The 13,565-nt window shown below is 39.6% G+C and carries 16 protein-coding genes; 4 read left to right on the plus strand and 12 right to left on the minus strand.

Annotated features, from left to right (window positions below):
- Positions 1 to 20 precede the first annotated feature (20 nt).
- The 4 genes from LS67_RS00265 to LS67_RS00280 all read right to left on the minus strand — a co-directional run bounded on the left by LS67_RS00265 (position 21) and on the right by LS67_RS00280 (position 4,495).
- A complete protein-coding gene (locus LS67_RS00265) occupies positions 21 to 767 on the minus strand; it encodes a fumarate reductase iron-sulfur subunit (protein WP_034327137.1) in 747 nt (248 codons plus the stop codon).
- Positions 764 to 2,743, minus strand: a complete 1,980-nt coding sequence (locus LS67_RS00270) for a fumarate reductase flavoprotein subunit (protein WP_034327136.1) — start codon at positions 2,741 to 2,743, stop codon at positions 764 to 766. Before LS67_RS00270 ends, LS67_RS00265 begins: the two co-directional genes overlap by 4 nt.
- The gene (locus LS67_RS00275) at positions 2,743 to 3,501 is read right to left on the minus strand and encodes a fumarate reductase cytochrome b subunit (protein WP_034327135.1); all 759 of its coding nucleotides are present in this window, start codon (positions 3,499 to 3,501) and stop codon (positions 2,743 to 2,745) included. Before LS67_RS00275 ends, LS67_RS00270 begins: the two co-directional genes overlap by 1 nt.
- Before the next feature lie 424 nt (positions 3,502 to 3,925).
- On the minus strand, positions 3,926 to 4,495 hold the full coding sequence (locus tag LS67_RS00280; protein WP_034327133.1) for a YceI family protein: 570 nt from the start codon (positions 4,493 to 4,495) through the stop codon (positions 3,926 to 3,928).
- Between the two features lie 163 nt (positions 4,496 to 4,658).
- Between LS67_RS00280 and hemL the strand changes: the two genes are divergently transcribed.
- The 3 genes from hemL to LS67_RS00295 are packed head-to-tail and all read left to right on the plus strand — an operon-like array spanning position 4,659 to position 6,872.
- Complete coding sequence (gene hemL, locus LS67_RS00285) at positions 4,659 to 5,954, plus strand: glutamate-1-semialdehyde 2,1-aminomutase (RefSeq protein ID WP_034327132.1); 1,296 nt, start codon at positions 4,659 to 4,661, stop codon at positions 5,952 to 5,954.
- Positions 5,955 to 5,965: 11 nt separating this feature from the next.
- Positions 5,966 to 6,409: an AtpZ/AtpI family protein gene (locus LS67_RS10160; protein WP_052099859.1), complete on the plus strand. Its 444-nt coding sequence runs from the start codon at positions 5,966 to 5,968 to the stop codon at positions 6,407 to 6,409.
- Positions 6,372 to 6,872, plus strand: coding sequence for a hypothetical protein (locus tag LS67_RS00295; RefSeq protein ID WP_138109505.1), 501 nt, complete (start codon positions 6,372 to 6,374; stop codon positions 6,870 to 6,872). The genes LS67_RS10160 and LS67_RS00295 overlap by 38 nt, the downstream gene beginning before the upstream one ends.
- A gap of 8 nt (positions 6,873 to 6,880) precedes the next feature.
- On the opposite strand, the gene LS67_RS00300 is transcribed toward LS67_RS00295, so the two are convergent.
- The 8 genes from LS67_RS00300 to LS67_RS00335 all read right to left on the minus strand — a co-directional run bounded on the left by LS67_RS00300 (position 6,881) and on the right by LS67_RS00335 (position 12,151).
- Complete coding sequence (locus LS67_RS00300) at positions 6,881 to 7,990, minus strand: HP0729 family protein (protein ID WP_052099858.1); 1,110 nt, start codon at positions 7,988 to 7,990, stop codon at positions 6,881 to 6,883.
- Positions 7,991 to 8,062: 72 nt separating this feature from the next.
- On the minus strand, positions 8,063 to 9,058 hold the full coding sequence (locus LS67_RS00305; RefSeq protein WP_052099857.1) for a GTPase family protein: 996 nt from the start codon (positions 9,056 to 9,058) through the stop codon (positions 8,063 to 8,065).
- 90 nt (positions 9,059 to 9,148) lie between these two features.
- Positions 9,149 to 9,751, minus strand: a complete 603-nt coding sequence (locus LS67_RS00310; RefSeq protein WP_034327130.1) for a hypothetical protein — start codon at positions 9,749 to 9,751, stop codon at positions 9,149 to 9,151.
- Positions 9,752 to 9,763: 12 nt separating this feature from the next.
- Entirely contained in the window at positions 9,764 to 9,955 is a 192-nt protein-coding gene (locus LS67_RS00315; RefSeq protein ID WP_034327128.1) for a hypothetical protein, read from the minus strand.
- A 57-nt stretch (positions 9,956 to 10,012) separates the two neighbouring features.
- On the minus strand, positions 10,013 to 10,216 hold the full coding sequence (locus LS67_RS00320) for a hypothetical protein (RefSeq protein WP_034327126.1): 204 nt from the start codon (positions 10,214 to 10,216) through the stop codon (positions 10,013 to 10,015).
- Positions 10,213 to 10,527 carry a hypothetical protein gene (locus LS67_RS00325; protein ID WP_034327124.1) on the minus strand — a complete coding sequence of 105 codons (315 nt, stop codon included), beginning with the start codon at positions 10,525 to 10,527 and terminating at the stop codon, positions 10,213 to 10,215. The genes LS67_RS00320 and LS67_RS00325 overlap by 4 nt, the downstream gene beginning before the upstream one ends.
- A gap of 14 nt (positions 10,528 to 10,541) precedes the next feature.
- Positions 10,542 to 11,132, minus strand: coding sequence for a hypothetical protein (locus LS67_RS00330; protein WP_034327123.1), 591 nt, complete (start codon positions 11,130 to 11,132; stop codon positions 10,542 to 10,544).
- Positions 11,133 to 11,266: 134 nt separating this feature from the next.
- Positions 11,267 to 12,151 (minus strand): helix-turn-helix transcriptional regulator, encoded by an 885-nt coding sequence (locus LS67_RS00335; protein ID WP_034327121.1) that lies wholly within the window; start codon positions 12,149 to 12,151, stop codon positions 11,267 to 11,269.
- Between the two features lie 179 nt (positions 12,152 to 12,330).
- Here LS67_RS00335 and LS67_RS00340 point away from each other — a divergent pair, with 179 nt between their 5' ends.
- Positions 12,331 to 13,539 (plus strand): 2,3,4,5-tetrahydropyridine-2,6-carboxylate N-succinyltransferase, encoded by a 1,209-nt coding sequence (locus LS67_RS00340; protein WP_034326888.1) that lies wholly within the window; start codon positions 12,331 to 12,333, stop codon positions 13,537 to 13,539.
- Positions 13,540 to 13,565 lie beyond the last annotated feature (26 nt).

A 13,565-nucleotide genomic window follows, 5' to 3' on the forward strand; every position in this document is an offset into this window, starting at 1 on the left:
ACAAGGGCAGAAAAAGGGGATTATTTCTTCATACCAACGCTTACCATTTTGCGGCGCAAATAAGCAATTTTGCTTTGCAAAGGAAGCTCTTTTGGACAAGTATCGTGGCACGCAATAAGGCTCATACAGCCAAACACACCATCATCATTGCCCACAAGCTCATAATAATCCTCATCGGTGCGCTCATCGTGTTTATCAATCATAAACCGCACTACACGATTCATACCCGCAGCACCTACAAAATCCTCACGCATAATCTTTGTCGCACAGCTTGCAATACAGCAACCACACTCAATACATCTATCAAGCTCAAATACCTCATCTGCCTCTTTGGGCTCAATAGGCATTTCGATTTTAGAAATATCTGGTTGATGTTGCGTATGAATCCAGCTCTCAACGCGTTTAGTCATACCTGCAAACCACTCGCCTGTATTAACGCTCAAATCTTTGATAAGCTTAAACGCAGGGAGCGGCATAAGTGTGATAACGCCATCTGGGAAATCTTGAGTGAGTGTTTTACACGCAAGTCGTGGGCGTCCATTAATCATCATAGCACAGCTTCCGCATATACCAGCACGGCACACGAAGTCAAAGCTCAAATCCGGGTCTTGCTGCTCTCTAATCATGCCAAGCGCAATGAAAACCGTCATAGAGTGAGCCTCTTGGACTTGATACTCACGGAAGTGTGGTTTTGAAACCGCACTTTGAGGGTCAAACTTTAATGCTCGAATGGTGATTGTCCTTCCTTGTTGTTGTGTTGCACTCATTTTTTATCTCCTAGTCGTTGATTTTTTGCTTTGTAATGTGGCTGGAGATTAAAAGGCATAAGAGCTTCTTGTAATGCGTATCTATCGCCACCTTTTGCTTGAATCTCTTGTGTGATTTTTTCAATCTCTGCTTGGCGAATGGCACTATTTGGGTGCTCAATAATCATACCCTTAGCCCCATATCCACGGAATCCCGGAGCAATCTCCATTTTCATAATATCCAAATCTTCATAGGTAACTGTTGGCAATGTTTGACTTGGATCTTCCCAGCTTGTAAGTGTGCGTTTTAACCAATTTGCATCATCGCGTTTTGGATAGTCTTCGCGTGTATGCGCACCGCGAGATTCTGTTCTATCAAGCGCACCTTTTGCTACACACAGCGCGATTTTAAGCATTTTTGGTGTGCGGTAAGCATCTTCAAGCTCTGGATTGTTATGAAGCTTTTTGTTTTGCACACGCACATTTTTACTGCGCTTATAAAGCTCTTCAAGCTTATCAACCGCTTCTTTCAAGCTATCGCCGTGGCGGAAAATACCCACATCATTATCCATAATATCTTTCATTGCATTCTTTAGCACATACACATCTTCGTTGCCTGTGCTATTGAGTAATGAAGCAATATAATCTTGCTCTTTTTGCACGAATTTTTCTAATGTAGCCGTTTGCACATCAATTTGCGCACCTTTGCAGTATTCTGTGAAATATTCACCGATAATCATACCAGATACCACAGCTTCGCTTACAGAGTTACCACCCAAACGATTGAATCCGTGTAAATCCCAGCACGCTACTTCGCCTGCCGCAAATAAGCCTTTGAGATAAGTCTCGCCTCTGTAATCTGTACGGACTCCACCCATAGAGTAGTGTTGCATTGGTCGCACAGGCGCCCAAACTCCCGGAGTAGCAGGGTCAATACCCGCAAAAGTCTTACAAATATCTTGCACATCGCGCAAGTTTCTCTCCACGTGAGCACGCCCTAGAATTGAAATATCAAGCCACAAGTGGTCGCCATAAGGAGATTTTACACCCTTACCCTTGCGGATATGTTCAAGCATTCTTCTTGAAACAACATCACGACTTGCAAGTTCTTTTTTTTCTGGCTCATAATCAGGCATAAAGCGATAGCCATCAACATCACGCAACACACCGCCATCACCACGACAACCTTCAGTAAGCAAGATTCCGCTAGGCACAATTGGAGTTGGGTGGAATTGCACCGCTTCCATATTGCCAAGTTTTGCAACGCCTGTTTCCATAGCGATTGCCGCACCTGTTCCCTCGCAAATTACGGCATTTGTAGTATTGCGATACACTCTACCATATCCACCAGTAGCAAGGAGAGTGCCTTTTGAGACATACGCGCTTAGCTCACCTGTTACTAAATCACGCACTACGGCACCATAGCATCTACCATCTTGGTGGATAAGAGAAATTGCCTCTTTTCTGTCTTGAATATCTACACCGAGCTTATAAGATTCATTTGCCACCGCGTAAAGCATTGTATGCCCTGTCGCGTCAGCAGTGTAGCAAGTTCTCCATTTCTTTGTGCCACCAAAGTCGCGAGAGTGAATGTAGCCGTGCCTAAAGTCATCTTCTGTGATTGTTACTTTTTCACCATTAATGACAGCAGGTCTATCACCTTTTTGAATCCTCGTCCAAGGCACACCATACCCAGCTAATTGACGAATCGCCTTAGGTGCGGTTGTAACAAACATTCTTGCCACATCTTGATCACAACCCCAGTCGCTCCCTTTTACCGTGTCTGCAAAGTGTAAATCTTCATTATCACCATCACTCTTTACCGAATTACCAAGACTCGCTTGCATTCCACCTTGAGCCGCTGCGGAGTGGCTGCGCTTGACAGGCACGAGAGATAGCACAATAGTATTCAATCCCGCTTGTTTTGCTGCAATAGAAGCACGAAGTCCTGCTAGTCCTCCGCCAATAATTAATGCGTCACTATAAATCACTTTCATTATTTACCCCCAAATTCAATTGCATCGTAATGCTTGTAGTTGATATCAGGATTTGTTTGACTGATACCATACATCATATAAGCAGCAAATGTCGCTAATCCTAAGATAATGAAAAATGCGCTCATAAGCCATTTGATTGTGCGGAGTGCCTTTAATCCTAATCCATCGAGCCAACCCCATTTAATGCAAAGACGATAAAGTCCAATAGAAGCGTGAAGCTCTACTGCAAAGAGAAGCACGATATATAGAATCCAAAAATGCTCACTCCAAAAACGATACGCAGAGCCATTTGGTCCAATTGTATCAGGCTGTGTAAGCATAATAAAGAGATGCACGGTCGCTGTAAAGAAAAGCACAAAACCAGTGAATGCCTGAATCGCCCAAAGCGATGTATCGCTATGTTTCATAAGACTCTTATGCACTTTCAAAGCCAAAAACTGCCTATAATTTATAGGGAATTTCCTCACAGCCAAAAATGCGTGTGCCACAAGCGCGATAATAATCACTACTGCGACTACACTTACGATGTAAGGATTCCCACCTTCTATGAGGAAGCTACCCTCAAAGAATTTCGCAACAGCATACATCGCATCACGACTAATAAGAATAGAAGCGACAAAAAACATATGCAGAATCATAAACAAAGCTAGGAATAATCCCGTTGCACTTTGCCAAAAATCAAGCTTGGCTGGATTTTTACTTTTCTTTCTTTGAGGTGTTACTCCTGCGTAACTCTCAATTACCTTATCCTCTCGCATGTATCCTCCTGTTTGTAGTTTGACCCATCAAGCTCACACAAGCACTCCAAAGAAAGCTAATAAAAGACTTTATAGGCTTACCTTAAACCCTTGTGAGACTCTCAAAAAAGGTTATGTTTTTATTATAGGCAAATAATTATTAAAGTTTTTTTATACTTCATATGCTTAATATTTCTCACATTACTTTATGTGATATATTTTGCTAAACAATAAAAATATGTATAAAAACGCATTGTGCTAGTTTGCAACATAAGAATGTGGGAGATAAAATCCCGTAAAATGAAGTTGTGCCTATTTAAAATCCTAAAAATATGTGTATTACAAAAAGAAGCACAAGGCAAGATTCTCATTTCCGCATAAAGCATTGCACCACAGAATCTTGCCCCTAATTTTATAGAATCTGTAAAACAGAATCTAGAGTTTGTTATTTCAATGGCGCTTCAAGGGCAATTTCTACCTGCGACCAAGTCAAGCCCTCGTGCAAATCCGCTACCGCCGCTTGCAAACTCGCTCTTGCGTTCTCCGCACCAAATGCACCTATATCAATCACGCCTTTTACGATAAGTTTCTTATTCTTATCGCTTGTTACCTCAAACTGCATAGGTACTTTGTTTGTTTTGCCATTCATACGCACATTTGCTAGAAGTGTGCCCTTGTTTTTACCCTCAATCACTTCTTTGAAAGTTACCTTAATGGGCTCTTTCTTTTGAAAATGCCCGAAAAAATGCGTGCGTATCGTATCGTCTCTGTCTTTGTCGGCGGTGTTGATTTTATTCACATCAATGGTCGCCGTGGCATTGTTGAGCTGGGATTCTAAACTTTGTGTCTTGTTTGGTGTGCCGAATTTAAACTGCACATCATCAAATTTGCCATTAACTCCTATTTTCGCTGGCGTTTTGAAAGCCGTCCATTTTACCTCTGCCTTTGAAGTATCAATGCTTGCACCATATACCAAACCACCTGCAAGAATCATACCCACAATAATCTTTTTCATTCCGTCTCCTTTAAGAAATATTAAAAACACATTCAAGTATAGGATAAAAAAACAAATAGTTTGCACAAATTCTAAACTTAACAGAATCTACATAAGGTTATAAAAACGATTTAAAAGGGGTTGCTATAATGCACCCATATCTTAGGGCTAAAAGGATAGCAAAATGAATATGTTGCAAAGCATTAATGACTTCAACGAGGCAAAGCAGGTGATTCCCGGTGGGGTAAATTCTCCTGTAAGGGCATTTGGCTCTGTGGGTGGCACACCGCCATTTATCGCTAGGGGCGAGGGAGCATACATATATGATGAGGATAATAATGCCTACATAGACTTCGTGCAGAGCTGGGGACCACTCATATTTGGACACGCTGATAAAGATGTAGAATCTGCACTCGCAATGGCAATAAAGGACGGACTAAGCTTTGGCGCGCCCACGCAAAAGGAAACTACGCTTGTTAAGCAAATTATCTCCCTTACGCAAAGTGTGGAAAAAATGCGCCTTGTCAATTCCGGCACAGAGGCGACAATGAGCGCGTTGCGTTTAGCTCGAGCCTACACAAAAAAAGATGATATTATCAAGTTTGAAGGCTGCTATCACGGACATAGCGATTCGTTGCTTGTGAGTGCGGGAAGCGGCTGTGCTACATTTGGGACACCAAGCTCACCGGGTGTGCCAAGCGATATATCAAAGCACACGCTTGTAGCGCGATACAACGATATAGAATCTGCGCGCGCTTGCTTTGAGAGTAGTAAAAATGTAGCCTGTGTGATTATCGAGGCATTAGCTGGAAATATGGGCTTTGTCCCCGCCGATAAAGATTTTATGCAAGATTTAAGGGCAATATGCGACAAACACAACGCTCTTTTAATTATCGATGAAGTGATGAGTGGTTTTAGGGCTGGGTTTGATGGCGCGATTGGTATCTATGGTGTAGAGGCGGATTTAGTTACTTATGGTAAGGTGATTGGTGGGGGTATGCCTTTGGCTGCCTTTGGCGGTAGAGCGGATATTATGGATATGCTCTCCCCTGTGGGTGGCGTGTATCAAGCCGGAACACTAAGCGGAAACCCTATCGCAGTAAGCGCGGGAATTGCCACACTTGCTAAAATCAAGGCAAATCCGCATTTATATAAGAATCTCAACGCTCTTGCACAAAGACTCATCAATGGTTTGAAAGACGCTGCATTAAAGCATAAGATTCCATTACAGGTGGATTGTAGGGGCAGTATGTTTGGATTTTTCTTTAATGAAAATGTGGTGAAAAACTTTGATGACGCGAAAAAAAGCGATACTAAAATGTTTGCAAAATTTCATCAAAAAATGCTTGAAAAGGGTGTGTATTTCGCCTGCTCGCAGTTTGAAACAGGATTTATTTGTAGCGCAATGAATGAAGCAATGATTGATGAAGTCATAGCAAAAGCAAATGAAGCCTTTAATGAAATCGTATATGAGGGCTAAAAGAGGCAACAATGAGTGAAAAAAGCACATCTCCCAAGCAAGATTCGAATCTCTCCATAGAATCTCAAGCACAAGATTCTACAAACGCGCAGGAGCGCGGACATAGCACAAATGAGGACAAAGCTTTAGAATCTAAGCACAATGATGTTTTAGATTCAAAGCCGACTTTAGGTATTGTCGCAAGTGGAGCAAATGAATTAAGTGTAGGGATTTCTATCGTTGTGGCGGTGCTTTTGGGTATAGGTATTGGCATACTCTTAGAGCGAGTAAGCGGACAAAAATGGCTCTTTTGGCTTGGTGTTGTTTGGGGCATTGCCGCAGCGATTTTAAATCTTTACCGCGCGTATAAAAGAGCGCAAAAAGAGGCAGAAGAGTTAGCCGCACACCCTCGTTATAGCTACAAAGGCGCACAAAAAGATGATGAAGAAGATTTACAAAATGGCGTATATTACTAAAACATCGTGCAAATTTTTAGGCATACTCATTATTATCGCGTGTGTGGGTGGAGCAATCGCCTTGATGCAGAGCGTGGCATCTTTAGCGAGTTTTGAAGTAGGCTTTGTGGGCTTTTCACTTATCGTAGGGGGTTCATTTATCACTTTATTGAAGCGTCTAAAAAATCAAGATTCCACAAAAGACAATGACAGAAAAGAATCTAAAAAACAAGAGAGCAAGGAGCAAGAAACACAAGAAGCGCAGGAGAAAATGCCAAGCTTTTCAACGCGTTTTGTGATTGGTGCACAGATAAGCTTATCATTTTTACGACTTGTAAGCTATGTGCTTTTTGCCCTTATGCTGATAGCATTGTTTGAATATCAGCTTTTTGCCCTTAGTGCGTTTTTTGTTGGGTTGTGTATAGCGGTGGTTGTGTTTGTGGGGCTAGGGCTTTGGAGCATTAGACAAGCTAAGGTGCAATAGCTTTGGGATTATGTCATTTTTAGAAGCATATTTTTTGCTCCTATTAATGATGTAAATACACCACTTTCGCCTACATTTAATCCTATACCTAGCATAACAGAGCGCAAATACAAAGCCTCTTGCAAATGCGCTTGTTTTTGATGCACACTTGTGTTGCGGATTTTTTGGAGGATTCTAATATGTTGTGGCAAAGTAACACTAAGGTAGAATTTCAATGGATTTTTGCTAAAAAGATTCTCAATATGTGCTTTTATAGAATCATTTTTGAGTAATGTATTATAAGTGGCTAAATTTGGTTTAGACTTAAACATATCCTTTATGCGAAAGCTAACGCCCTGCACTTCATAGGGAATATCTAAAACACTCTCATCTTTTGTGCCAAGAAATGCAAAAAGCCTTTTAGCAAACTCCCACATTTCTTGCTCAAAACTTCGCGCATAAAAAATGATAATAGATGAGCAATCTGCACCATTTTGCTTCTCTAGCTTATATTGTTGCAATTCTAGCTCGGCTTTTGTGAGGTTTTCTAATGTGCTTACAAGACAATGCTTCATAAAACTCTCGCCTAGATTCAAATCCACAAGTGCTTTTTTCATCTCTATAAATTCCTTGCTTTGCAAGGCGTCAATATAATATTTTTTTGATTCTATAAAGTAATTTTCAGGCTTTTTAAGCTCTATATGCAATGGATATTCATAAGGATTGCCATAAATGGTAAAAGTGCGGTTATTGTATGTGGGCGTGGTGAAGTTTGCCAAATATATATCACGCACTTTAGCAAAATCCCCGCGCACCAATTCACGCAAATCCTCTATGATAAACCACACTTCAACATCAAGCTTTTGATAATAATCTGGCGTAATGTGTGGATTCTCTAAGCTTTCACAAACGCGGGAAACCTTTGCGACAAAGAGATGCTCATAATCTGTGAGGAAAAGCTGCAAAGGACATATATAGTCATTAAGATGTGAGATTTGCTTAGAATCTGCATTGTCTGTGCGCAGTTTTGAACGCACTTTGCCAAAAGCTACCTGCCCTTGAGATTTGAGAATCTCCAAATGCTTACCAATCACATTTGATTCATAATATGGATTGTAAAGAATGAGGTAGTTTTGCATAGGGATTCCTTTACAAAATGAGAATCCAATCGCAGAATGCGGAGATTCTGCAGTATTGTATCAATATTATGGCTAATGCTTTAGAAAGATTTTCCCAGCAAGATTGCCTATGAAGCCAACTACGCTGCTAGCTACTTTTGATGCAATCATTGGCACTACCTCAATTGCCACATCTTTTATCACCTCTGCAATCGAACCCAAAAAAGATGATTCATTTTTACTACCATATTCTCCTTTATAGACTCCTTCAGCAGCACTTTGGTTAAGTACAGCTACTTTACGTGGGGGCAAACCCTTTTGGATATAATAAAATAGCTTATCTATATTGTATGATGGATAGTGTTTGTTTTGGTCCTCATCATAATATCCTGCACTATAATAAATAGGCTCTGTTTTTAATTCAGTAGTCTCTAAGATTCTATATTGAATCTGCGCTACTTTTTTATCCAGCTCCACTTTTAAAAAATCAGTAGGCTTTACCTTTTCACGATCAAATCTGGCGTCTGGGTGAGAGCCTGGTTTATCACATTTATTAAGAGCTATAAGGATTCTCTCTTGTCTATCTTCTGTTTTAAGAACCTGACTTACGACTTTGATAGTTTCATAAACACTTCCCAAATCGCGCTCTACTGAAGCATCAATAAGAACGAGCACTAAGTCAATGAGTGCATCGCCGTTGTCATCTTCGGCGGTAAGAATATTTTGAATCTTGCGTTTATGTTCTTCGTCTTTTTGTCCATCACCTAGCCCCGGACTATCGTATATGGTGATATTATCACTTATTTTATATTCTTTTACCTCCATAGTTACGGGACTTCCACCACTTTTTATGGATATATCCATTTCTTTTTCTGGATTGCAGTGTTTAAATAATGCCTTGATAGTCGTGCTTTTGCCAACACCAGTGCCACCTACGATGAGTATATTAAGCCGAGTTTGCTTTATCCGTGTTTCAAATCCTTCTTTGATTTTGCTAGCATTCTCCTCACCAATCTTGCTTTCCAAGCTAGTCCAAAAACCTTTGATTACATTTTCCGTGCTGGGCAAATTTTTTATTTCATTTCCCATTTTCTCTCCTTTAAGATAAATTTTGTATTACCCACAATAAAATGTGAGCACTATCAAATCTGTCTCCTATGGCATTTTAAAGCCACTCATTTATCCACCATCGCCCCATTCACCATTTTTACAACTCTCTAGGCTTTCTTTATCCTCTGTGATAATCTCGCAGCGCCCCATATCTCCAATAGTGATGTTGTTTTTATCTATGCCAATAGCATTTAAATCCAATGTATCAAAGTTGCTTTTAAGCCCACAAGCCTTACTTGCCCATATATCAAGCAGCATTTGTTGTTTTAGCATATAAACATCAACCCCTTGTTCGTTAGCCATTTGGGTAAAAAAGGTTTGTGCCACTTTTTTGCAATACCAATTATCTAAGCCCGTATTTGCTAGAGAGTGAAGTGTATGGACATATTCTTTAATAGCGTTACTTAATGCCTTTTCATCTTTATAGTTGCCTGATACATAGAGGTCTAAATCACTTGAAAGCCTAGAATTAAGCTCTGATTCGTCCTCAAGGGCATTTGTTCTTAACAATAAATCAGCATACACCAAATCACAAATTTTAGCTCCCCTTGTCTCTAGACATTTATTTGAGATTCTTTCTATATCCTTTTGCTTTAACTCCTCATATGCACCACAGATTGAGATAAACACAAAAGCTATTACCAACACTTTGCATATATTTTTCATAAGCATTTTGACTCCTTTTTAAGAAAATAAATCTTTTATGTTTTTGCGTAGCATATCAAGCCCATTAAGAGTTTGTTTCTCACTCATTATTTGCCCACATTTTGGGCAAATGGGCATATCTTGTGCAGTGAGTGCATCGCTTTTTGGCGAGACAATCTTGCTTGTGCCACATTTTGTGCATATTACTTTGTAGGGTTGGGGCTGCATCATAGAGAATCCTTATGCTTATTTGATTTGCTCATCTTTTTAGTCAAACTTGCGGTGAATCTATCCTCCATTTTCTGACTCCTTTATGCTTGTGATGAAAAAATACACTATCCCCACGCACACAAGGAATACGCCAAGTGGAGGAATAGCTATGGCAAGTATCAACGCGAGTGCAACAAAAAGTGTTTTTGCATTTGGCAAACTTGAGTGATAAAGCAAAAAGAGCAAAATCGCTGCTATAACACCGAGTATGAAGACACTCATACAAGACTCCTTATGATTTGAGATATATCTGCTTTTTTGTTTTTTGCCACGAAAAAGATAGAATCTAATACCTCTTCAAAATCTGCTCTATGGGTATCTCTATATGAGCCTATGAGGTTGATGATTGCTAAGATATGCTCGTGTTGCTCATCTTGTGCGCCCAATCCTTGCAAATGAGGCTTTATTTTGAGCCATAAACAAACCAAAGGAAATATTTTGGTTACCTCCCAGATTTTAAAGCTTGAAGCTAAGCTAAAAATTGCCTTTAGTAACTCCATAAGTTCTCCCTCGCTCATATCTTTAAGATTCATCAACTCTCCTTAATCTAGTGCTTACTCTTTGATAATATGTCAAGAATCTCATCTATGTTTGATTCGTATTTATCAAATGCACGACCAAGATTTTCCAAATCATCTATTTCTCTGCCATCAATTGCTTGAGTGCAACTTGCAATATCTCCTTTAAACTGCTCCCATTTTTGAAACCATTCATTTGCTTTGCTTAGGGCTTCTTTGTCATCATAATTCCCTTCAGCAATCCCTCCCGCTACACTAAGGGCATAAGCTGACTTGTCTGAAGGGTCTAAAAATGAGCTTTTGGCTACAAACTTATCAACAGCATTAGAACCCGCATCTACAATCTCGCCCACACCTTCTAACATCTTAGTGATTTTCCCGCCAAGGATAGAATCTATCTTATCCAATGTGCTAAAGTCCGCATTTTCAAGATAGCCATCTACCTTTTTTGATATATTTTGGCATTTGCGTTCAACAGATTCAAGTAAATCCAAACCTTTTTCGCACACATAACTCGTGGTGTCTATACAACCTGCCTTTTCTGCCTTAGTATCTAAAAACTTCTTTGCTACCAAAGTAACTGCACCAATTGCGATACTGCCTAATATTACCTTTTTCATCGTTGCTCCTTAAGAGTGAAGTATTCGCTTTAAAAGCTTGTGGAATAATAAACAAGCCTTGCGACACATAATGTCGTTTCGATACAAACAAGTGCAATTTGTAAAATATATTGATATTTTGGGCATTTGTAGATTCATAGAATCTGCCTTTTAGCTTTTTGTAAGTAAGTTTTTAAAAGATTTTCAAGGTGTGTTTGCAATTCTTGTGGTTCTAAGATTCTTATTGCGGGTAGCCACATTTTTGCGAGATTAATCACCTCATCTTTAAAGGCATAGCTCACTTCAAATATCGCTCCACTCGAATTTGTACGTAATTGTTTGAGATTTTTTGGCATACCTTTGCGCGTGAAAAACTCTAGCGCACTGCTGGATATATGGATAGTTGCTTTGTATGAGCATTCATTGCGAAACTCTGTATTTTGAGAATCTATGAGGGCGAGGATTTCTTTCTTTGGTTTAAATTGTGTGCTGTTTTGACGCAAAGAGTGTATTTTGCTTAATGTAAAATGCTTTAATTTGTCTTTTTCCGCAGCTAAAAGATACCAAATACCTTTAATATGGATAATTTTGTAGGGTTCGACAAGTCGTGTTTTGTCTTTATAGGCAAAGCTTATTTTATGCGCAGTAAGAATGGCTACACTTAGCTTTTCAAATGTATCATATTCTGGCATTTGGCGATTTGGCGGAGTGATAATAAAAGATTGAGTGATGTTGGGATTGAGCAAATCCACAATAAAATCAGCATCTAGCTTTGGATAGAGATTTGCAAGTCCGCTTTGCTTGGCAAAATGCTTTAGGTCTTTATAGCTAAGTCTTCCTAAAGCGTAAGGTTCTAATGTATAGATTCCATTAGATTTTTGGATTGGTAGATGTTTGCACAGCTTTTCCATATCGCGTTGTAGTGTGCGTAAGGAGACATTAAATTCTTGAGATAATGCCTTAAGGACTATACTTTGCCCAAGTAAAAAGAGCTTTAGAATCTCAACAATGCGCGTTGATGTATTGTCCTTGTGTGCCATTTACCAACTCTTAATTTTACCTTATGCATAAAAAATCATACTACAAAAAAAAAAAAACGAGTCAAGCTTAAAACAATGAATGTTTTTGTTTTATTCTATTAAGGATAAATGATGTAAAATGTTAACTTTTTATCAAAAAAGTGCAAAATCAAAAAGAATGAAAAAAGGAGAAAGTTATTATGGGTATTGAGAAATTTAAGTTATTTGTTGATGAATACCAAAAGTCAGCAACATATAAAGAACCATTAGGTTTTGGTATTGCGCGTGTGGAGATTGGTAAAAAGTCTAAGGCAGTGTTGTGCGCAACTTATCCTACGATGAATTGGCAGGGTGAAAATCTCGGCACTTATGCCGTGCTATGTGAGAGTGCAAAAGCTGGTGAACTCATAGCTCAAAGTGATAACGAAGCGGTGTATGGTATTAATCAGGAATTTGTGCATAAGGCACTTGAGCTTTACACTCCTTTCTTAAATGAGGCATTAAGCGATTCTCAAACGCACAAAAATATTCAAGTCATTTTAGAGCTTAAAAAACAAGCAAATAAAGGCAAGCTAAAAACAAAGGGTGGTAGAGCTCGGTATAGATTCTGTGTTATCTATAAAGATGAAAAATGCGAAAGCGTAGAATCTGCATATCTTAAACTTTTGGCTTTATCTTTAGGCAAAGCACCTTTGCGTTCTTTGCAACTTGATGGTATTTTTGGATTACTGCAAAATGTCGCTTGGAGCGGCAATAAACCCTACGAGTTAGAATGGCTAAGAGAAAATGAGGTGCGATTAAAAATAGAGGGCGAGTTCCCCGCAATCGATTTTGTCGATAAATTCCCGCGCTACCTTATGCAAGTCATTCCACAATATGACAATATCCGTCTTTTAGATTCTGCTAAAACGCGCTTTGGTGCGTATCTTGGCACAGGTGGCTATACGCAAATGCCCGGCGCGAGTTATGTGAATTTTAATGCCGGAGCAATGGGAGCTTGTATGAATGAGGGGCGCATTAGCTCAAGCGTAGTAATAGGCGAAGGCACAGATATTGGTGGTGGTGCAAGTATTTTAGGTGTGCTAAGCGGTGGTAATAGCGATCCTATCAGCATTGGCAAAAACTGCCTACTTGGCGTCAATAGTGCCACCGGTATTAGCTTGGGCGATGGGTGCATTGTCGATGGTGGCATTGCTGTTTTAGCCGGAGGAGTATTCTATATCAAGCCCGAAGAGGCAGAGAAAATCGCCGAAATCAATGATACTTTTGTCGTCAAAGAAAGCAATCTCTACAAAGGTAGGGAGTTATCGGGCAAACACGGCATTCATTTTCGTTGTGATAGTCAAAGTGGCAAGATGATAGCTTTTAGGAGTAATAGAAAAATTGAGCTTAATACAGCTTTGCATTAAGAATCTAAAAGAGTGGTATTATTTTT

The sequence above is a fragment of the Helicobacter sp. MIT 03-1616 genome (genome assembly GCF_000765685.2).
In the GTDB taxonomy this organism is placed as follows: domain Bacteria; phylum Campylobacterota; class Campylobacteria; order Campylobacterales; family Helicobacteraceae; genus Helicobacter_C; species Helicobacter_C typhlonius.

Coding starts and splice junctions, on each gene's coding strand:
- hemL (WP_034327132.1), top strand. CDS start 4,659: ATGAATATGTTGCAAAGCATTAATGACTTCAACGAGGCAAAGCAGGTG.
- LS67_RS10160 (WP_052099859.1), top strand. CDS start 5,966: ATGAGTGAAAAAAGCACATCTCCCAAGCAAGATTCGAATCTCTCCATA.
- LS67_RS00265 (WP_034327137.1), bottom strand. CDS start 767: ATGAGTGCAACACAACAACAAGGAAGGACAATCACCATTCGAGCATTA.
- LS67_RS00310 (WP_034327130.1), bottom strand. CDS start 9,751: ATGCTTATGAAAAATATATGCAAAGTGTTGGTAATAGCTTTTGTGTTT.
- LS67_RS00325 (WP_034327124.1), bottom strand. CDS start 10,527: ATGAATCTTAAAGATATGAGCGAGGGAGAACTTATGGAGTTACTAAAG.
- LS67_RS00315 (WP_034327128.1), bottom strand. CDS start 9,955: ATGATGCAGCCCCAACCCTACAAAGTAATATGCACAAAATGTGGCACA.
- LS67_RS00295 (WP_138109505.1), top strand. CDS start 6,372: ATGATGAAGAAGATTTACAAAATGGCGTATATTACTAAAACATCGTGC.
- LS67_RS00300 (WP_052099858.1), bottom strand. CDS start 7,990: ATGCAAAACTACCTCATTCTTTACAATCCATATTATGAATCAAATGTG.
- LS67_RS00320 (WP_034327126.1), bottom strand. CDS start 10,216: ATGAGTGTCTTCATACTCGGTGTTATAGCAGCGATTTTGCTCTTTTTG.
- LS67_RS00275 (WP_034327135.1), bottom strand. CDS start 3,501: ATGCGAGAGGATAAGGTAATTGAGAGTTACGCAGGAGTAACACCTCAA.
- LS67_RS00340 (WP_034326888.1), top strand. CDS start 12,331: ATGGGTATTGAGAAATTTAAGTTATTTGTTGATGAATACCAAAAGTCA.
- LS67_RS00305 (WP_052099857.1), bottom strand. CDS start 9,058: ATGGGAAATGAAATAAAAAATTTGCCCAGCACGGAAAATGTAATCAAA.
- LS67_RS00270 (WP_034327136.1), bottom strand. CDS start 2,743: ATGAAAGTGATTTATAGTGACGCATTAATTATTGGCGGAGGACTAGCA.
- LS67_RS00330 (WP_034327123.1), bottom strand. CDS start 11,132: ATGAAAAAGGTAATATTAGGCAGTATCGCAATTGGTGCAGTTACTTTG.
- LS67_RS00335 (WP_034327121.1), bottom strand. CDS start 12,151: ATGGCACACAAGGACAATACATCAACGCGCATTGTTGAGATTCTAAAG.
- LS67_RS00280 (WP_034327133.1), bottom strand. CDS start 4,495: ATGAAAAAGATTATTGTGGGTATGATTCTTGCAGGTGGTTTGGTATAT.